Raw genomic sequence first — 19242 nt, 5'->3', positions numbered from 1 at the left:
CGTCACTCCCCGGCGCCCTCCAGGGTGAGTCGGAGGGTGGCCGCCCGGGCCAGGACGGCATCGGCGTCGGCCATCCCGAGATCGCGCAGCAGGCGGCCGAGTTCGTACAGGGCGGAGGCCAGGGCCGGCCGGTACTCCCCCGGGTCACCCGCGGCGAGCCGCTCGTAGCCGGACACGACCTGTCGCTGGTGGTCCAGGGCGTCGGCCGGACGGCCGGCGGCGTACAGGTGGCCGGCCAGGCGGGACCGGGCGGCTGTCAGGAAACCGAGGTGGCCGGCGGGGTTGTCGCGGGCGAACGACTCGAGCAGCCGGACCGTCTCGTCCTGGACCGTGACCGCCTCGGAGTGCCGCTCGTCGCGGGCCAGCAGCGCGGCACGGGAGTCCAGCAGCATGAGCCGCACCATGGGGTCGGCGGCGGGGTGTTCGAGCAGATGGATCTCCCACAGGCCGAACGCCCTGGCGAGCAGCGGCTCGGCCGGGGACTGACGGTCGAGGCGGATCAGTTCCTGCACGACGGCATCCAGGGTACGGACGGTCTGCTCCGTATCCTGCTGGGCGTCGACGAGCCGCTCCAGGGTGTCCTCCGCGTCCTGCCCGAGGCAGCAGTGGACCAGCAGGCGTCTGCGCAGGTTCCCGATGAGGTAGCCCCGGTCCCCGAGGCGTTCCCAGAGGTCCGCGGCGCGTTCCAGAAGGGGCAGCGCCGCCGCGTACTCCTCTCTTCGGGTGTGATGGGCAGCGAGGTCCTCCAGCGCCCTGGCGAGGTTGGGTCCGTGGTACTCGGGCTGCTCGAGGGCACATTCCTCGTACAGCTCGATGGCCTCGGTACGGGCGGCGACGCTCTCTTCGTCGCGGTCCAGGACGTGCTCACGGGAGGCCAGTTGGGACAGTGCGAGGGCGAGGCTCTCGCGGTCGGTGGTCTGCCGGTAGAGGTCGGCGGCAAGGCTGGTGGCGGCCCGGGCCTCCTCCGCCTGTCCGAGCCGGCCCAGGTAGATGCCCAGCGAGAGCCAGGCGCCCGCGAGCCGGCCCCGGAACCGGTCGGGGTCGCGCTGCGTCAGCTCCCCATACAGGGAGACCGAGCGCCGCATGTGATCCAGTGCCCGTTCCAGGCGGTCCTGCTGCTCATGGCAGCGGCTCAGGTCGTGCAGGATCCGTGCCAGGTCCGGGGCGTAGCCGTCGCTGTCCGGGGTGCACAGGCGCTCCAGCAGGCTGACCGCGCGTTCCAGGGCGGTGATCGCCTGGTCGAAGCGGTCCATGTGCTCAAAGGCCGCACCGAGCAGGCCGAGGGACTGGTAGAGGCCGGGGGCCCAGTCGCTGTCGTCGTCGTACAGGCGCTGGTAGATCTGTACGGCTTCGGTGGCCGATCGCACGGTCTCCGCCGGGTGACCGGCGACGTTGTGGGTGATGGCGAGGTTGTAGAGGGTGGCCGCGAGAGCGGGGAGCTCGTCGGCGGCGCGGAAGGTCCCCGCGGCCTCCGCGGTGGCGGCCAGCGACTCCTCGAAGCGCTCCAGCTCGTGCAGCCGTGTACCGAACTCCTTGAGTGCGAGGCCCAGTTCGAACCGGTCACCGGGGTCGTCGCGCAGCAGCTCGACCGCGGTCCCGTTCGCCTCCACCGCGGGCTCGAGGCGGCCGATGTGGGAGAGGCGCCGGCCGAGGTGGAGGTGGGTCCTGGCGAGTTCGGTGCTCCACTCCGGATTCTGGTCGTGCAGGCGGCCGTAGAGCGCGGCCGCCTCCTGCGCCGCGTACACCGCTTTGACGTGGAGTCCGGCCGCGGTGAGCCGGTGGTGCAGCTCCACCAGGGCGGCGGCGAGACGTGGCAGGTGCTCCTCGTCCTCGCGTACGAGGTCCCGGTGCAGAGCGACGCACTGCTGGGCGGTCTGCACCGCGGTGTCGCCGTCCAGTCGGACCTGGGCCCTTGAGAGGTCGGTGAGCGACTGCAGGTACCGCAGGCGGATGCCCGGCTCCCCGCCTGCCCCTGCGACACCGGCGAACAGGTCCGCCGCCTCGGCCAGGTGGGCACACGCCTCGTCCCAGCGGTTCAGTTCCTCGTACCGCAGGCCCACCGCCCGCACCGCGTCCGCGACCTCGGCCGGGCCGCCCTGCCGCCTGAGCAGGACGACCGCCTCCTGGGCCAGTACCAGGGCCTCGGCGGGGAAGCCGGCATCGGCACTGCGCCGGGTCATCCGCAGCAGGGCCTGGGCGAGGGACCTCTCCGCCCGGCCCTCCTCCGGGCCGGCGGACGGGACGAGACCGTCGACGGCTTGCCGGCACACCTCGACGGCGGTGGCCGGATCACCGTCCCGGGCCAGCAGTTCCCCGTAGGCCTCGGCCTCGGCGAGGGCCTCCGGCCAACACGCGGAGTCCTGCTCGGCCAGCTCGCACAGCGTGCCGAAGGCCTCCCGGCGCGCGTCGAGGGCCTCCTCGGTGCGACCGAGGGCAGCGAGCGGGTGGGCCAGGGCGCTCAGGTACCGGGCGTGCCGTGCGGGGTCCGCGCCGGCGTGGAGTCCCAGGGCGAGACGGCGGGCCATCAGTTCGTCCTCGTGCCGGCCGCACTCGGCGAAGAAGCCGGCGATGTCCGCGAGGGCACGGCAGAGTTCGTCGAGGACGATCACCGGGTCGTCGATGACCAGTTGTTCCGCGCCGTTCGCCTCGTCACCGAGCCTGGCGGACACCTCCACCAGCGAGGCGGCCACCTCCTCGGTGAACGGCTCGACACCGGCCGCGGCACAGGCTCGGTACTGGGCGACGAGATGACCTATGCCCCACTCCATGCTTGCCCTTCCTTTCCCTCTCCGGGTGACCCGGCAGGCCGGTCCCGGCAGCACATTACTCATCACGAAATCTTCACAACGCGGGGGTCCGGCCATCCGGCAGGGGTCGGTGAACTCAGACCGCCGGGCAGGGCGCGAGGCCGCTTGCCACGGCATGCCACCCGGTCACGACCATGTCGCGGGCCGCGTCCTCACATGCCAGCAGCCGCCAGGAGGACGGCGACCAGGCGAACACGGCGTCCTGGCCGAAACGGCGCCCGAGCGAGCGGGCCTGAGCGTCACTCAGGCCGGCCACGGCCACGCTGATCTCGGCATGGGTGCCGTCCGGGTCGAACCCGACGGCCGGCCACCACCTCAGACCGGGCAGGCCGACGGCCCGCAGCAACGTGTGCTGCGCCCGCAGGTTGGCCTCCGTCGTGGCCGCACGCCCGCCGGGATTGAAGGCCGTGACGATGTGGATCGTGCGCCCAGCGCTGAGCGGGTACGGAAGGCTGGGCGCGCCACCCGGGCAGCCCGGCACCACACGGACGCTCCGTGTGGCGAAGGCGATGTCCACGACGGCGGTCAGATAATGCGGCCACTGCGCGGCCTTGGGGAAATCGACAACGGCAGGCACGGGAGTCTCCTTCGGAAGGGGACCCCCTTACCTGCCGGCAGGGAGATCTCACGGCCCGCTGGGCGGGACGGCTGCGATTCCGGGCATTGAGCGCCGGACGCCGTGATGCTGCCACACGGCCGGGCTCCAAGTCGAGCACCTGTCCGCGCCCATCAGCCGCCGACCGGCGGGGCGAAGAAATAGTTGACCACTGAACCGACCACGTGGATGATCTCCACGTCATCTCCACATCGCGGCTTTGGAGCACCCATGCCCTGTCCCTCTTGCGGATTGCCCGTCCGTGACGACGGAGACCGGTTCTGCCCCGGCTGCGGTTCGGCGCTGCCGGGAACCGTGGGTCTCGCCAAGAAGCCCGCCGCCGGGACAGCGGAGGCGCCGGCACCGCCCACCGGAGCCACGCCACCCGCCGCCCCGCCGTGGACGTCCGCTCCCCCGCCCGCGGCACCAGCGCCCGCGCCATGGGCCTACACGCCCTTCGCCGGTCATCAGGCCGGTGAGGGTCTGGGAGCGGGAGCCGGAGCACCGGGTGGCGGCCCGGGAGACACACCCTTGGGCCCCGGGTCGTACGGAGGTGTCGGCGCGTACGGCGGGCCCGCATCCGGCCAGTGGCACGTACCGCCGCCCGCCGGGGCGGCCTACGCCTTCCCGACCTCTCCGCGACCGGAGGCCTCGGGTGGCTTCCTGACCGGCGATGCATGGCACGGCCCGCCGCTGGCGACCTGGGGGCAGCGGGTCGGCGCCTGGTTCATGGACGCGCTGGCCGCATACGCACCGATGGCACTCCTGCTGGCCGTCGCGGCCGGCTCGGCGGACGCGATCGGTGGTGCCGCACTGATACTCGTCCTGCTGGCGATCGGCTGGCCGATCGGCTACCTCGTTCTCCAGATCGCCGGCGAAGGCAGGTCCGGCCAGAGCCCGGGCAAGCGTGCGGTCGGCATCCGGGTCGTACGGGCGAGCGACGGCCGGTGCATCGGCGCCGGCCAGGCCTTCGGCCGCCGGCTCATGCACTTCATCGACTGGCTGCCCTCCTGGCTGATCGTCGTTCCGCTCGGACTGCTGTGGCCCCTGTGGCACAACAAGCGTCAGACCTGGGCAGACATGGTGCTCGGCACTGTCGTCGTCACCGTGCGGTGAGCCCGGTCCACACAGCCGGTGGGTGGCTGTACTGCGCCCGGTGCGGGCAGGCCGGCATCACCACCGCCGACCGGCCCTGCCCCACCTGCTCGATCACCCACTGGCTTCCCGACCACGGCAGGATCGAGGTCGGGCATCCCGAAACGGCACTGGTGCGGTCGCTCGCCGAACTTCGCGGTGAACAGTCCGCCGCCGAGGCCACCGCCCGAATCCTGGCAGACCCCTACGCCCCCGACGGGTCGCCCGCGTCCATCGCCCGGTCGATGCTCTACGCCTGGCCGCGAACCGACCCTCCGCTGCACGTGTGCGGAGCCAATCTGCTGTCCCCGACCGCCGTTGCCGGACCATTGCGCGCCCTGTTCGGCGGGATCACCCTTCCCCTCGGACCGGCGGCCGTGACCATCGGGGCCGGGCAGGCCGGGCGGCATGCCGACCGGCGGCACCTCTCCCCCGTCGACACCGGCGCGCTGGTCATCAGTCTCGGGCGGGTCGCCTATGCCGGCCGCGCTCAGCGGTGGTCCGTACCCGCGGTCGAACTGCTCGGCTTCCAGCCCCAGCAGATCGCACCACAGGTGATGCGGCTGCTCCTGCACACCGGGCAGGCGACGGAGCCCCACGCGCTGGATGTTCTCCATGACGGCCACTCGCCGAGCGCGGCTTTCTACCTGGAGTGGGCTCAGGCCCGCGCCCACGACCGGGTGGCCGACTTCGAGCATCTCCTCGACACCCGGCTGACCGCGCTGAAGGCCGCGAACGCCGATGCCCGCGCCCGATACGCCGCCACCTCACCCGCGTACCGCCCCGGAGAACACGCCTGCCGCTCGCCGGAATGATGTTCCTCCAGGGGCTACCCCGCGGTAACCGCGCGCTTCTACGCTTCCGCCAACTTGACCGAACTACAGGGGAGTTGGCGGATGCGCGGAGTGAGACGGGTGGTGGCGTCCGTCGGGGCCGCCGCGGTGCTGGCGATGGGGGCGGGCAACGCGGAGGCGGAGGCGCCCAAGTTCTCCGGGGTCACGGCGATCGGGACGCACAACGCGTACGAGAAGGACAAGTACCCGTACTTCGCGCAGGCGCTGGACTCGGGGGCCTCGCTGCTTGAGCTGGACGTGTACGTGGACAGCCTGAGTCACCGGTGGCGGGTCAGCCACAGCAACCCGTTCGGCAACGACAACAACTGCGAGGCCGCGAAGAACCCGGACGAGCTGTACGGCAAGAGCCGCAACCAGGATCTCGGCAGTTGCCTGGACAACATCGCGGCCTGGAACCGGCTCCACCCCGATCACCCGCCGATCGTCTTCAAGGTGGAGATGAAGGTGGGCTTCAACAACCGGGCCGGGATGGGCGCGGACGAGTTCGACACGCTGGTGTCGCGCAAGCTCGGCGGCAGCGTGTTCCGGCCTGCCGACCTGCTGGGCGGCACGTACTCCACCCTGGACGCCGCCGCCAGGGCGGACGCCTGGCCCTCCCGGGACGCCATGAGGGGCAAGTTCCTGTTCGAGCTGATCCCGGGCACGGTGGAGCAGTCCAACCCGTTCGACCACTACTGGACGGACAAGGAGTACGGCGACCACCTGCGGGACCTGTCCGCGGCCGGGCGGATCTCCGAGGCCCAGGCGTTCCCGGCGGTGCTGGGCGCCGAGAACGGGGATCCGCGCGCCGGCCGGTACGACGCCTCGATCCGGCCGTGGTTCGTGTTCTTCGACGGGGACGCGGCGACGTACGTGAACAAGGGCTACGACACCTCGTTCTACTCCGCGAACCACTACATCCTGATCACCACGGGTGCCGACGGGGTGTCCCCCGCGATCTCCTCGACCGACCCCACGGCCGCCGAAGTCGCCGCCCGGCTCGCCCTGCTGGCCAAGAACCACGCCAGCGTCATCACCTCCGACTGGGCCGCCGAGCCGGCCTCGGTACTGGGCTCGGTGACGCCCCGGGGCTGACGCGGCACAGCGGACCCGCGGATCTCTCGTGCCGGACGGGGCATATATGAGTCGACTCCTGAAACCCCACGGCACCCCAGGGGGGTCCCCCCATGCTGCACGGCATCGACGTGAGCGCGTACCAGTCCTCGTCCTACGGCACGGACGGCCTCTCCTTCGTCTTCATCAAGGCGACGGAGGGGCGTTCGTACGTCAACCCCCGGCTCTCCGCGCAGACCAGGCACGGCCGCGACGCGGGACTGGTCGTCGGCTACTACCACTTCCTGTGGCCGGGGCACATCACCGCCCAGGCCGAGTACTTCGTCCGGCACGCACCGGAGAAGGCGGGTGAACTGCTCGCCGTCGACTGGGAGACCACCAGCGAGGGCAACCACGCGAGCAACGCGGAGAAGGACCAGTTCATCCGGACGGTGAAGCAACTGCGCCCGCACAACAGGGTGCTGCTGTACACCAACCGGGACTACTGGCTGAACAAGGACCGCACCTCGTACGCCGGGGACGGCCTGTGGATCGCCGACTACGTGAGCGCGGGCCACCCGCGCATCAAGGCCAAGTGGCGCTTCCACCAGTACAGCAGCGAACCCCACGACAAGGACGTGGCCGCCTTCGCGGACAAGGCCGCCCTGCGGAAGTGGGCCACGCCCTGACGATGCCGTCGGCGGTCAGCCGCGGAAGGCCGCCGGCCGCTCGGGGGACGCCTCCGCGAGGGCCTTGCGGACCGCTTCGGCCCCCGCCCGCAGGCCGTAGACCGGGGTGTCCGGCTGCTGGCGCCAGGAGTCGTCGATGCCACCCGCGTCGACCGTGTCGAAGCCCAGCTCGTCGATGAGGCCGCGGACGGTCCGCTTGGCGGCCTCGTCGTCACCGGCGACCGGCAGCGCCATCCGCTCGGGGTCACCGGCCGGGCGGGGGCGGTCCAGGATGTCCTGGGCGTAGGTGCCGTTGAACGCCTTGATCACGGGGTGCCCGAGGTGCCGCTCGGTCCAGCGGCTCTCGGTCAGGCCCTCGTCCTCGATACCGGCGATCCGGCCGTCCCGCTCCTGCGGGTAGTAGTTGCCGGTGTCGATCACGGCCACGCCCTCGGCGGCGCCGGACAGCAGGCCGGAGGGGAGGCCGGGGACCGCCTTCAGGGGCACGGTGACCACGACGACCTCGGCGCCCTCGGCGGCCTCCTCCGCCCGTACCGCCGTCGCGCCGGTCTCCTCGGCCAGTGCCTTCAGGGTCTCCGGGCCCCGGGAGTTGGCCACGGACACGTCGTGCCCGAGCGAGGTGAGCCGCCGGGTCAGATTGCCGCCGATGTTGCCCGCGCCGATGATGCCGATCTTCATGACAGACCCTTCCAGTCCATGCATGTGCATGCTTCTGACCTGGGCGACAACCCCGGGCGGCGGCGGGCTATTCCGGCCGGTACGGCGAATGGGGGTACGCGCGCGCCGGTGGCGGGTGCCGGGGATCGGTGGGACCTACGACGAAGGGGGTGCCGTCCCGCTGCGGGACGGCACCCCCTTCGGGCACGTCACTTGCTCAGGTAGGTCCAGAACTCGTCGAACGACAGGACCTTGTCGCCGTTGAGGTCGCGGGTCCGGATGACGGCCTCCGCCACCGTGTCGGTGACGTTCCAGTCACCCCCCTGGGCGAGGGCGGACTTGAACTCCGCCGCGGTGATGAAACCGTCACCGTCCGCGTCGATCCGCTGGAACTGCTTGCGTGCTTCCTCGATGTCCGCCACCGATCCGCCCCTTATGTTCGTGTTGCTCATGCCCTGCTGGCGTACTGACGCTGGTCAGATTAACGGTCCGTGTGCGCCTCCAGTGCGGCGACCACCCAGGCGCAGTCCTCCTCGCGGGCGAAGGGGCCGCCGGCCCGCGCCGGCCCGCCCATGGCGAGAAGTCCGGTGCCGTCGTCGATCACGTCTGCGAGTCTGGGCCTTTCAGCCGGTGGAGACTCGAGGAGCGGTGGGTTGCGGACCCTGCGGAACATACTGGACGCGGCGGCGCGCGGGGTGTTCCCGCCGGCCGACGGCCGTACGACGGTCGTGCCGCAGCACGGGGCGCGGGACGCGGGGGTGCTGGCCTTCACCGCGCACTCCGTCGTCTTCACGGACGAGGACCCGCGGTGGGTGCGCGAGACGCTGGACGCCGTGGACTGCGATCCGCTGTCCACGGCGCTGCACCCCGTCTTCCTCGCCGCTTTCCTGGCCCGTACCGGGCGCCGGGCCGAGACCGTCGACGCCCTGCTGGTCGGATCGCCCCTGCCCGGCGCGCCGCCGCTCGCGCTGACGGAGATCAAGGACGCCGGCCATCCGCGCATCGCCTACGCCCGCCGTCGGCGCGACGAGGTGCGGGCGTGGACGGCGGACGGCGGGGTGCTGGTCATGGGGCGCGGGGTCGGCGGGCGGCTGGAGGTGGGCGTCGAGGTGGACGAGGGGGCGCGGCACCGGGGGCTGGGCCGGGCCCTGGTGACGGCGGCCCGGCATCTGGCGGCGGAGCCGCTGTGGGCGCAGACGGCGCCGGGGAACGCCCGCAGCATGCGGGCGTTCCAGGCGGCCGGCTATCGCGTGGTGGGCGCGGAGGCGCTGCTGCTGGCCCCTTGACGGGCCGGGCTCAGCGGAAGACGCCGGTGTGACCGAGGGAGTAGCGGCCCGGCTGGGGGTAGACGGCGAGTCCGTGCGGGCCGCTGCCGACCTTGATGCGGGCCAGTTCGGTGCCGGTGCGGGTGTCGATGGCGTACACCTCGGCGTTGTAGCGGCCGGAGAGCCACAGCACCTTGCCGTCGGCCGAGACCCCGCCCATGTCGGGACTGCCGCCGCCGGGCAGGTGCCACTTCCTGGTGAGCCGGTTCTGCGGGAAGTCGAAGACGGAGATGGAGCCCTCGCCGCGGTTGGAGACGTACATCTCGCGGGAGTCGCGGCTGACGTACAGTCCGTGCGCGCCCTTGCCGGTGGCGAGGAACGCCGGCTTGCCGAAGGTGTCGCCGTCCAGGACCCACACGCCGTTCGCCACCATGTCGGCGATGTAGAACCGCCTGCCGTCGGGCGCGACCTTCACGTCCTGCGGCATGGCGCCGTGCACGGCCAGCTTCTGTTCGCCGATGACCTCCATCTTCGCGGTGTCGACCTTGAGCAGTTCGCCGCTGAACTCGCAGGAGACGATGAAGTAGCGGCCGTCGATGGAGAAGTCGGCGTGGTTGACGCCGGCGCAGTCGACCGGGACGGCCTTGACCTGCTTCATGGTGTGCGCGTCGCGGAAGACCAGGTGGCGGTCCTTGGAGGCCATGACGACGGCGTACTTGCCGTCGGGCGTGAAGTACAGGTTGTACGGGTCGTGCACGTCGACCGGCTTGCCCGCCTTGCCGGTCCTCGGGTCGATGGGGGTGAGGGAGTTGCCGAGGTCGTTGTTGACCCACAGCGTCCGCAGGTCCCAGGAGGGCACGACGTGCTGCGGCTGGCGGCCCACCGGGATCGTCTCGATGATCTTGTACGTCTTCGGGTCGATGACCGTGACGGTGTCGGAGTTGGTGTTGGGGACATAGACCCGGGAGGGGAAGCCCTCGACCACCGGGGAGAGCCTGCCCGGGCGGTCGGCGGCGTAGATGTCGGTGGGGTCCTCCACCGGTGGCATCCCCGGCAACACGTCCACCTGTGGCTTCCTCACCTGCGGCCGGACCGGCGCCTTGCTGCCGATGGCCTCGTTCTCGCGGTGCTGGGAGCCGCCGCACGCGGACAGCAGGGTCAGGGCGGTGAGGGCGGCTCCGGCGGCCAGCAGGCGGGCGGCTTTCGTGGTTCGCATCAGCTCAGCAGCTCCGTGGTGGTGACCGCGCGCAGTCCGCGGCGGTCGAGTTCGTGGAGTACGGCGGGGAGGGCGGTGACCGTGCCGGGGTAGCCGAAGTGCAGGCTCACCACCGAGCCGGGGCGCACCTCGGCCGTGACCTTGCGGGTGATGGCGTCGGCGCCGGGCCGGGTGTAGTCGAGCGAGTCGACGTCGTACGACAGCACGTGCGGGTAGCCCGCGGCGCGGGCCAGTGCGGCGACCTCCGGGGAGGCGGTCGGGGAACGGGACGGCCGGAACCAGGTGCCGATGGATCCGGTGAGCCGCTCGAGCCGGTCCGCGCAGTCGGTGATCTCCTTGCCCGCGGCGGCCGGTGACATGGCGTTGACGGCGACGTGCCGCTGGGTGTGGTTGCCGAGGTCGTGGCCGCCGTCGAGGATGCGGCGGGCTAGGTCGGGGTGCTCGTCCAGCCAGGTGCCGACGGCCAGCACGGTCAGCCGGGCGCCGTGCCGTTCGGCCGCGCCGAGCAGGGAGGTGGCGAGTTCCGGGTCGCCCTGCCCGTGGAAGGTGAGGGCGACCCGGGGGCGGCCGCGCGGGCCGTGGGTGATCTGGGCGGGCTGCCCGGGATAGGAGCGGGGGGCGGGGGCGGTTCGGGAGGTGGCCGCGGGGTGGCCGGACGCGCGGGCGGACGGGTCGGCGGAGGCGGTGGCGCTCGGTTCGGCCGGGGCACCCGTGCAACCGGCGGCGAACGCGCCCCCGGCGACGAGCCCGGCGCCCGCACGCAGCACCTCGCGACGGTTGGTCGTGGTCACCCGCACCATTTAAGGGGGGAAGGGTAAGAAAACGCCCGATTGGCCCGATCGGAGGAGGATGTCGGGTCGCCCCGGTCGAGCGGGGGGCGGCGGTCGCCCCAGCCTCAGCGGCCGGGCTCGCGCTCGGCGACGCGCATCTCGAACCAGGTGGTCTTGCCGCGCGGCAGCAGGTCCACACCCCAGCGGTCGGCCAGTTTGTCCACCAGGAACAGGCCGCGGCCGCTGACGTCCAGCTCCTGAACCGGCATCAGGCAGGGCAGTCCGCGGGAGGGATCACGGACCTCCACGCGGATCCAGCCGCGACGCCGGCGCATCCGCAGGCCGAAGACCCGGGCCCCGGTGTGCCGTACGGCGTTGCCGACGAGTTCGGAGACCAGCAGGACGGCGTCCTCGGTCATCTTGGGGGTGAGCCCCCAGTGCCGCAGGACGACGACCTGGGCCAGCCGGCGCGCGGTGGCCGCGGACTCCGGGCGGGACGGCAGCGGCACCTCCGACTCCGTCGGGTTGCCGAACAGTTCGAGCGCCTTGAGCGCCCGTTCGTCCTCGACCGCGGGCGACCAGCGCGCCGCGGGCGCACGGCTGTGTCCCCGCGGCTGTCCGATGCCCTCCAGCCCCGCCATGCCCCCATGATGGCCGCCCGGGGCCGTCTCCGTAGGCGTTCCGGAGGAATACGCCCCCTGCGCGCTCCCGTCCCGCGTCGGCCCTCCGGCATATGCCGAAGGCATTACAGGGTCGACGAAAGCCCGTCCGACCTGCGGAGATGACTCACTTTCGGGCAATCGTCAGACTCCCTCGACGAGGCAGACTCAAGTGGAGTCAAGGCTCCCATGAACCGCCCCATCGAGGGACCCGGATCAGACAACGTGTCAATTGCAAGAGTCTGTGCGGCAGTTCACACGTCCGGGGGTCACAGGAACTTGGCCTTGCCCGGCCCCTCCTCCACGAAGCTGCGCATGCCGCGCTCGCGGTCCTCGGTGGCGAACAGGCCCGCGAACCAGTTGCGTTCGACGGCGAGACCGGTGTCGATGTCGGTCTCCAGACCGGTGTCGACGGCCTCCTTCGCCGCGCGCAGCGCGATCGCCGGCCCCTGCGCGAGCCTCGCCGCCCACGCGTGCGCCTGCTCGTACACCTCGGCGGCCGGGACGACCCGGTCCACCAGGCCGATGGCGAGCGCCTCGTCGGCCTTCACCTGGCGGCCGGTGAAGATCAGGTCCTTCGCCTTGGAGGGGCCGACCAGCCGGGGCAGGCGCTGGGTGCCGCCGGCGCCCGGGATCAGGCCGAGCAGGATCTCGGGCTGGCCCAGCTTGGCGTTCTCCGCGGCGATGCGGAAGTCGGCGCAGAGGGCCAGTTCGCAGCCGCCGCCGAGCGCGTAGCCGGTGATGGCCGCGACGACGGGCTTGGGGATGCGGGCGACGGCGGTGAAGGAGTCCTGCAGGGCGCGGGCGCGCAGGACCATCGCGGTGTGGTCCATGGCCTGCATCTCCTTGATGTCCGCGCCCGCCGCGAACACCCGCTCGCCGCCGTAGATCACCACGGCGCGCACGTCCTCGCGGCGCGTGGCCTCCTCGGCGAGCTCCTTCAGCCGGTCCTGCGTGGCCACGTCCAGCGCGTTCATCGGCGGCCGGTCCAGGCGGATGGTTCCGACACCTTCGGCGACTTCGAGATTCACGGTCATGCCGAGCAGGTTAACGGGGACTAACGGCGGTTGACGCGGTGCGGTCCGTCACAACCGGCGGGCACTGACTCGGTGCCGTCCGCCACAGGCGCCCGAAGGGGCGCGGGGAACTGCGCGACCAGCCACAGCGCACCCGCGCCCGGAAGCGGACCGGTGACCCGGCCTCTCACCGCGACGGAAAGCTCTCACCGCGGCGGAGAGCCGGGACTCACTTCTTCCAGTCCTCCCACGACATGTTCCAGCCGTTGAGCCCGTTGTCCGGGGCCACCGTCCGGTCGTGGGAGTGCTTCACGACGACCACGTCGCCGATGATCGAGTGGTTGAAGAACCAGGCCGCCGGCACACCCTTGTCGTAGCCGCCGCGCACATCGCGCAGGCCGACGCAGCCGTGGCTGGCGTTGTAGTTGCCGAAGGCGCCGCCACCCCAGTAGTTGCCGTGGATGAAGGTGCCGGAGTTGGTCAGGCGGATGGCGTGCGGGACGTCCTTGATGTCGTACTCGCCGCCGTAGCCCACGGTCTCGCCGTTCATGCGGGTCACGGTGAGCTTCTCGCTCATGACCATCTGGCCGTTCCAGGTGTCGTAACCGGGCTTGCCGGTGGTGACCGGGATGGTCTTGACGACCTTGCCGTCCTGGGTGACCTTCATCGTGTGCTTCTTGGCGTCCACGACGGACACCTGGTCGCGGCCGATGGTGAACTTCACGGTCTTGCGCTGCTTGCCGTAGACGCCGTCGCGGCCCTCGACGCCGTCGAGGTTGAGGTCGACAGTGACCTTGGTGCCTTCCTTCCAGTACTTCTCCGGGCGGAAGTCCAGGCGGTCGTTGCCGAACCAGTGGCCCTCGACGTCGACGGCCGGCTCGGTCCTGATGCTGACGGCCTTCTCGACGTCCGCCGGGTTGGTGATGCCCCGGGTGAAACGGACGGAGAACGGCATGCCCACCCCGACGGTCGAACCGTCCTCGGGGGTGAAGTATCCGACGAAGGTGTTCCGCGGGGTGAGCGTGGTGAAGCTGGAGTCCTCGGCGGCCTCACGGCCGGCGGAGTCCTTCGCGACCGCGTGCACGCTGTACTTGGTGCCGGCCGCCAGGTGGGTCGACGGCTTCCAGGCGGCACCGTCACCGGTGACGGCGCCCTCGATCTTCGCGCCCTTGGCGTCCTTGACGGTCACCTCGGTCAGCCTGCCCTTGGCGACGCTCACCTTCAGGGCGCCGCTGGTGTCGACGCCGGTGGCGCCGGACTTGGGCGAGATGCTGACGGCGGCCGTGGACTGCTTGCCCTGCCGCGTGCCGGAGCCCGCGTCCTTTCCGTTGCCGGATCCGGACCCGGACTTCGTGTCACCGCTCCCACCGCACGCGGTGACGGCCACGAGCAGGGCGCCGGATATCAGCACCAACCCCTTACGGCCGAACCCCCGGCCCCCCACCGATGCCCCCGATATCGGCCGCACGCTCACCTTGCACTCCCCTCGCCGGACCAGGTCAGGCCCGCTCCCCACCACAATTGGTGTGCGCATGGTAACCGGAGGATTTCGAGCGGAGAGTCGGCCGAAGGTCACCGTTCCGTCGCAACTTCAACCGACCGCCGCGACCCGAAACCCCCGCCCGTTCGGCTCACTTGACGGCACTGCCCGCTTTCCACTCCTTCCATGCCATGTTCCACCCTCCGAGCCCGTTGTCGGGAGATACCGTTTTGTCCTTGCTGTTGACGACCTCGACGACGTCACCGATGAGGCTGCGGTCGAAGAACCAGCCCGCGGGCGTGTCCGAGCCGCCGCCCTTGACGTCCCGGAGCCCGACGCAGCCGTGACTGACGTTCACGTTGCCGGGGGCGTCCGGCGACCAGTAGTTGCCGTGCAGGAAGGTGCCGGAGTCGGTGAGCCGCATGGCGTGCGGGACGTCGGGGATGTCGTACTCGCCGCCGAAGCCGACCGTCCGGCTGTTCATGCGGGTGACCTCGAGCATCTCCATCACCACCATCTTCCCGTTGTAGGTGGTGGTCTTCGGGGCGCCCGCGGTGATCGGCACGGTCGCCAGCAGCTGCCCGTCGCGCCGCACCTCCATCATGTGCCGGGCCGCGTCCACCAGGGAGACCTGGCCGCGGCCGACGGTGAAGGTGAACGTCTTGTCCTGAAGGCCGTAGACGCCGGGCGCGCCCTCCACGTCCCTGAGGCCGAGATCGACGGTGACCTCGGTGCCGGGCTTCCAGTAGCGCTCGGGACGGAAGTCGAGCCGGTCCTTGCCGAACCAGTGCGGGCGGATCTCCACCGGCGGGTTCGCGCTCACGCGCACGGCGCGCTCGACGGCGGCGCGGTCGGTGATCTCCCGGTTGAAGGAGAGGGAGACGATCATCCCGATGCCGACGGTGGCCCGGTTCTCGGGGGTGACGTAGCCGATGAACCGCTCCTCGGGCACATACGTGGTGAACGTGGCGTGCCGGGCCGAGCGGCGGCCCTCGGAGTCGAGGGCGACCGCGTCGACGGTGTACTTGGCGGCCAGCGCCAGCCGTTCGCCGTCCGGTTCCCAGCCCAGCCCGTCGGCGGTGATGTGCCCAGCGACCGGGGCGTCCTGTGCGTCCTGGGACATCACGACGTTCACCTTCTCCAGGCGCCCGTCGGACACCCGGACCCGTAGCCGCTCTCCGGGCCGGACGGCGGTACTGCCGTCCTCCGGGGTGACCCGGATGGCGTCCTTCGGGGCCGGCGGTCCGCCGAGCATCCGGTCGATGTCCAGACCACCGGAGCCGCCCGCTGTGCAGCCGGCCAGCAGTCCCACCCATGTCAGTACGGCGGCCAGCGCGGCCCCCGCGCGCCGTGCGCGTCCTTGTGCGTGCCTCACGCAGGACTCAACGAGCGGGCACGCCCCGGGGAAACGTGAGTGCGACGCCCGGGCTGGGCAGAACAGTGGGGAGGACGACACGAAGGGGAGCCTTCGCCCGCGGGGGAAGGCTCCCCCAGCCCGCGTCGGAGCCGCCGGGGCGCAGCCGTACCGGGTGGCCGGGCGTGCGCCTGCGCGCGCGCCCGGCCGTTCGGCGCGGCGCGCTGCGCCCCGCGGGCGAGCCACTGAAAGAGGGGCCGACTGGTGACGAGCGCAGCCGAGCAGCGGGCACGGGCCGAGGAGCCGGCCGCCGGGAGCGGGCCGGCGGCGGCCGCGGTGAGCGGCGCCCGTCGCGGCGTGCCGCCCGCGCCGCCCGTGTGGCCCGGTGCGCCGACCCCGCTGGGGGCCCGGTTCCGGGTCGGCCCGGACGGCGTCGCGGGCACCAACTTCGCGTTGTGGGCGGCCGGGGCGGAGGCGGTGCGGCTGTGCCTGTTCGACGAGCGGGGCCGGGAGACGCAGGTTCCACTGACCGAACTGACGCACGAGATCTGGCACGGCTTCGTGCCCGGCGTGATGCCCGGGCAGCGCTACGGCTACCGCGTGCACGGCCGCTGGGACCCGTGGACCGGTGCCCGCTGGAACCAGGCCAAGCTGCTGCTCGACCCGTACGCGCGCGCGGTGGACGGGGAGTTCCGTCTGCCGCCGGAGGTCTACGGGCATGTCCGGGACTGGCCGGAGCAGCATGTCGCCGACACCGTCCGGGACGACCGGGACTCCGCGCCGCACGTCCCCAAGGGCGTCGTCGTCCAGGACGACGACGACTGGTCCGACGACCGCCGCCCCAAGACGCCGTGGGCGGACTCGGTCATCTACGAACTGCACGTGCGCGGCTTCACCAGGCTGCACCCCGGCATCCCCGAGGAGCTGCGCGGCACCTACGCCGGGCTCGCCCACCCGGCGGCGGTCGAGCACCTCACCCGACTGGGTGTCACGGCCGTGGAACTGCTCCCCGTGCACCAGTTCGCGCACGAGGACCACCTGCTGCGCCGGGGCCTGAAGAACTACTGGGGCTACAACTCCATCGGCTACTTCGCCCCGCACGCGGCGTACGCGGCCTCGGGGACGACGGGCGGCCAGGTCGGCGAGTTCAAGCGGATGGTCCGCGCGCTGCACGCGGCCGGCATCGAGGTCATCCTCGACGTGGTCTACAACCACACCGCCGAGGCGGGCGAACTCGGGCCCACGCTCTCCCTGAAGGGCATCGACAACCGGGGCTACTACCGGCTCCAGCACGACGCCCGCCGGTACGCCGACTACACCGGCTGCGGCAACACCCTGCACGTGGTCCAGCCCCAGGTGCTGCGTCTGATCACGGACTCGCTGCGCTACTGGGTGACCGAGATGGGCGTGGACGGCTTCCGCTTCGACCTCGCGGCGGCGCTGGCCCGCTCGATGCACGACGTCGACATGCTGTCCCCCTTTCTGGCGGTCATCGCCCAGGACCCGGTACTGCGCCGGGTGAAGCTGATCGCCGAACCGTGGGACATCGGCTCGGGCGGCTACCAGGTGGGCGCCTTCCCACCGCTGTGGACCGAGTGGAACGACCGCTACCGGGACACCGTGCGGGACTTCTGGCGCCATGCGCTGCCCGACGTGCGGGAGATGGGCTACCGGCTGTCCGGCTCCAGCGACCTGTACGCCTGGGGCGGCCGGCGCCCCTACGCCTCCGTCAACTTCGTCACCGCGCATGACGGTTTCACCCTGCGCGACCTGGTCTCGTACGGCGGCAAGCACAACGCGGCCAACGGCGAGGGCAACCGGGACGGCACCGACGACAACCGCTCCTGGAACTGCGGGACGGAGGGGGAGACGGACGACGAGCGGGTACGGGCGCTGCGGCGCAGGCAGTTGCGGAACCTGATGACGACCCTGCTGCTGTCCACCGGTGTGCCGATGCTGGTCGCCGGTGACGAACTGGGCCGCACTCAGCACGGCAACAACAACGCCTACTGCCAGGACAACGAGATCGGCTGGCTGGACTGGTCCCTGCTGGACGACCCCGCCTGGCGCTCCCTGTACGAACTGACCTCCCGGCTGATCGCCCTGCGCCACCGTCATCCGGTGCTGCGCCGCCGCGCCTTCTTCTCCGGGCGCGCCCACTCGGCGGCCGGACTGCGTGATCTGGCCTGGTTCACCCCGCGGGGCGAGGAGATGACCGAGGGCGACTGGTACGCCCCCGCCGCCACGCTTGGCATGTATCTGTCCGGTCAGGACATCCCGGGCCGGGACGAGCGGGGCGCGCCGGTCCTGGACGACAGCTTTCTCGCGGTGCTGCACGCCGGGGACCGCCCTACGGCCTTCGTGCTGCCGGGGCCGCCGTGGGCGGAGCGCTACGAGGTCGTGGTCGACACCTCGCGCGAGGAGCAGTCCGAGGCGCCGGGGACGGTCCACCCGGCGGGTGCGCGGATCACCGTGCCGGCGCGGACCGTCCTGCTGCTGCGGGCCGGCTGACGCGGTGTGACATCCACCCGTGACGCGGATCACCCCCGTCGGGTGCAGCGTGCCGGGGGCGTCAGGGCCTTTCCCCTTGTGTGGACAGCCGGCGAGGACGGGACCGTGGGATGGAGCAGGCTCGGGCCGGTGAGTACGACGCGTTTGTGGCGGCCCGCTGGTCGGTGTTGTTCCATCTGGCCCGTCTGCTCACCGGAGGGGACAGGCACCGCGCCGAGGACCTGTTGCAGGAGTCCTTGGTCAAGTTGTGGTTCGTCTGGCCGAAGGTCGCCGACGGGGCGCCGGAGGCGTATGTCCGCAAGGTGCTGGCCCGGGCCGCGGCCCGCTCCGCCCGCCGGCGCTGGTGGGGCGAGCGGCCCGTGGAGGAGCTGCCCGAGGTGGCGGCGGCAGGTGACCTGTCGGCGGCCGTCGCCGAGCGGTCCCGGCTGGAGTGGGCGCTCGCCCAGCTGACGCCCCGGCAGCGGGCCGCGGTCGTCCTGCGCTACTACCAGGACCTGCCCGACCGCCTGGTCGCGGAGACCCTGGGCTGCCCGGTGGGCACGGCCCGGTCGCACGCCGCGCGCGGGGTGGCCCGGCTGCGCCGGCTCCTGGCCGACGTCATCGAGCCGGTGGGGTGAGGGGAGAAGCCATGGATCACTTCGAGCGGCAGCTGGCGCAGCTCATGCACAGCACCCAGCAGCACCACGCCTTCCGGGCCGGGCACCGGGAACGGCTGCGCGCGGGTGTGCGGAACCGGCGGCGGATCCGCGCGGCGCGCAGGGCGGCCGGGTCCGTGCTGGCCGCCGCCGGGATCGGCCTCGGGCTGCTGCTGTGGCCGCACGCGCCGGGTTCCGACCGGCCGAGCGCTCCCGGCCCGCTGCCGGTGATCAGCCCCGCACCGTCGCCGAGCACCTCCCCGGGGCCGGACGACTCGCCGAACGCCCCGACCGGTCCGCCGACGACGCGGTTCCCGAGCCCGGGCGGCACGGCCGAGACCTCCCTGCCGCCACCGGCGCCGGGGAGTTCCACTCCGGGCGGGCCGCCCACCGGCACGGCGACGGCCACCTCCCCCGGCACGGCCACCACAGCACCGGCCACCGGGTCGGCGAGCCCGTCGTACACCTCCCCGGCGGCCGGCTAGCCCGCCGCCCCTTCCCGCCAACGGTGCCTTCGGCACGCCTCGAACCAGAGAACACAAGGGACTTACGTGATGAATCCCCTCCC

19 protein-coding genes are annotated in these 19242 nt (G+C 72.0%); 8 read left to right on the top strand and 11 right to left on the bottom strand.

The features are described 5' to 3' along the window. Positions 1-2: 2 nt before the first annotated feature. Together ABZ478_RS26830 and ABZ478_RS26825 are read right to left on the bottom strand one after the other, a co-directional pair. Positions 3-2768 carry a tetratricopeptide repeat protein gene (locus tag ABZ478_RS26830; protein ID WP_359553213.1) on the bottom strand — a complete coding sequence of 922 codons (2766 nt, stop codon included), beginning with the start codon at positions 2766-2768 and terminating at the stop codon, positions 3-5. Positions 2769-2883: 115 nt separating this feature from the next. Beyond that, positions 2884-3384, bottom strand: a complete 501-nt coding sequence (locus tag ABZ478_RS26825) for a DUF3293 domain-containing protein (RefSeq protein ID WP_359553212.1) — start codon at positions 3382-3384, stop codon at positions 2884-2886. A 549-nt stretch (positions 3385-3933) separates the two neighbouring features. Between ABZ478_RS26825 and ABZ478_RS26820 the strand changes: the two genes are divergently transcribed. From ABZ478_RS26820 to ABZ478_RS26805, 4 genes are all read left to right on the top strand, one after another. Continuing rightward, positions 3934-4518: an RDD family protein gene (locus ABZ478_RS26820; RefSeq protein ID WP_359553211.1), complete on the top strand. Its 585-nt coding sequence runs from the start codon at positions 3934-3936 to the stop codon at positions 4516-4518. Further along, entirely contained in the window at positions 4515-5351 is an 837-nt protein-coding gene (locus ABZ478_RS26815; protein ID WP_359553210.1) for a hypothetical protein, read from the top strand. The genes ABZ478_RS26820 and ABZ478_RS26815 overlap by 4 nt, the downstream gene beginning before the upstream one ends. Before the next feature lie 81 nt (positions 5352-5432). Then, positions 5433-6464 carry a phosphatidylinositol-specific phospholipase C domain-containing protein gene (locus ABZ478_RS26810; RefSeq protein ID WP_359553209.1) on the top strand — a complete coding sequence of 344 codons (1032 nt, stop codon included), beginning with the start codon at positions 5433-5435 and terminating at the stop codon, positions 6462-6464. A gap of 92 nt (positions 6465-6556) precedes the next feature. Continuing rightward, a complete protein-coding gene (locus ABZ478_RS26805; RefSeq protein WP_359553208.1) occupies positions 6557-7111 on the top strand; it encodes a GH25 family lysozyme in 555 nt (184 codons plus the stop codon). A gap of 15 nt (positions 7112-7126) precedes the next feature. Here ABZ478_RS26805 and ABZ478_RS26800 read toward each other — a convergent pair whose 3' ends face one another. The 3 genes from ABZ478_RS26800 to ABZ478_RS26790 all read right to left on the bottom strand — a co-directional run bounded on the left by ABZ478_RS26800 (position 7127) and on the right by ABZ478_RS26790 (position 8372). Further along, entirely contained in the window at positions 7127-7813 is a 687-nt protein-coding gene (locus ABZ478_RS26800; RefSeq protein WP_359553207.1) for an NAD(P)-binding domain-containing protein, read from the bottom strand. A gap of 164 nt (positions 7814-7977) precedes the next feature. Further along, entirely contained in the window at positions 7978-8190 is a 213-nt protein-coding gene (locus tag ABZ478_RS26795) for an EF-hand domain-containing protein (RefSeq protein WP_359553286.1), read from the bottom strand. Between the two features lie 59 nt (positions 8191-8249). Next, positions 8250-8372: a hypothetical protein gene (locus ABZ478_RS26790; protein ID WP_359553206.1), complete on the bottom strand. Its 123-nt coding sequence runs from the start codon at positions 8370-8372 to the stop codon at positions 8250-8252. A gap of 49 nt (positions 8373-8421) precedes the next feature. Between ABZ478_RS26790 and ABZ478_RS26785 the strand changes: the two genes are divergently transcribed. Then, the gene (locus tag ABZ478_RS26785) at positions 8422-9054 is read left to right on the top strand and encodes a GNAT family N-acetyltransferase (RefSeq protein ID WP_359553205.1); all 633 of its coding nucleotides are present in this window, start codon (positions 8422-8424) and stop codon (positions 9052-9054) included. A gap of 10 nt (positions 9055-9064) precedes the next feature. On the opposite strand, the gene ABZ478_RS26780 is transcribed toward ABZ478_RS26785, so the two are convergent. The 6 genes from ABZ478_RS26780 to ABZ478_RS26755 form a co-directional block, all read right to left on the bottom strand. Then, positions 9065-10249 carry a beta-propeller fold lactonase family protein gene (locus ABZ478_RS26780; RefSeq protein WP_359553204.1) on the bottom strand — a complete coding sequence of 395 codons (1185 nt, stop codon included), beginning with the start codon at positions 10247-10249 and terminating at the stop codon, positions 9065-9067. After that, entirely contained in the window at positions 10249-11049 is an 801-nt protein-coding gene (locus ABZ478_RS26775) for a polysaccharide deacetylase family protein (protein WP_359553203.1), read from the bottom strand. The genes ABZ478_RS26780 and ABZ478_RS26775 overlap by 1 nt, the downstream gene beginning before the upstream one ends. A gap of 95 nt (positions 11050-11144) precedes the next feature. Continuing rightward, positions 11145-11765 (bottom strand): ATP-binding protein, encoded by a 621-nt coding sequence (locus ABZ478_RS26770; RefSeq protein ID WP_359553202.1) that lies wholly within the window; start codon positions 11763-11765, stop codon positions 11145-11147. A 182-nt stretch (positions 11766-11947) separates the two neighbouring features. Next, complete coding sequence (locus ABZ478_RS26765) at positions 11948-12715, bottom strand: enoyl-CoA hydratase-related protein (protein ID WP_359553201.1); 768 nt, start codon at positions 12713-12715, stop codon at positions 11948-11950. A 208-nt stretch (positions 12716-12923) separates the two neighbouring features. Continuing rightward, the gene (locus ABZ478_RS26760) at positions 12924-14168 is read right to left on the bottom strand and encodes an Ig-like domain-containing protein (RefSeq protein ID WP_359553200.1); all 1245 of its coding nucleotides are present in this window, start codon (positions 14166-14168) and stop codon (positions 12924-12926) included. Positions 14169-14325: 157 nt separating this feature from the next. After that, complete coding sequence (locus tag ABZ478_RS26755) at positions 14326-15549, bottom strand: Ig-like domain-containing protein (RefSeq protein ID WP_359553199.1); 1224 nt, start codon at positions 15547-15549, stop codon at positions 14326-14328. 243 nt (positions 15550-15792) lie between these two features. On the opposite strand from ABZ478_RS26755, the gene glgX reads away from it, so the two are divergent. From glgX to ABZ478_RS26740, 3 genes are all read left to right on the top strand, one after another. Next, positions 15793-18039, top strand: a complete 2247-nt coding sequence (gene glgX, locus ABZ478_RS26750) for a glycogen debranching protein GlgX (RefSeq protein ID WP_359553198.1) — start codon at positions 15793-15795, stop codon at positions 18037-18039. A 110-nt stretch (positions 18040-18149) separates the two neighbouring features. Continuing rightward, positions 18150-18656 (top strand): SigE family RNA polymerase sigma factor, encoded by a 507-nt coding sequence (locus ABZ478_RS26745; protein ID WP_359553197.1) that lies wholly within the window; start codon positions 18150-18152, stop codon positions 18654-18656. 11 nt (positions 18657-18667) lie between these two features. After that, positions 18668-19159, top strand: coding sequence for a hypothetical protein (locus tag ABZ478_RS26740; RefSeq protein WP_359553196.1), 492 nt, complete (start codon positions 18668-18670; stop codon positions 19157-19159). Positions 19160-19242: the final 83 nt, after the last annotated feature.

It is taken from the genome of Streptomyces sp. NPDC005706 (genome assembly GCF_040631045.1).
In the GTDB taxonomy this organism is placed as follows: domain Bacteria; phylum Actinomycetota; class Actinomycetes; order Streptomycetales; family Streptomycetaceae; genus Streptomyces.
The sequence above is the reverse complement of the archived record's forward strand: the minus strand, read 5'-3'. Positions and strand labels throughout refer to the sequence as shown.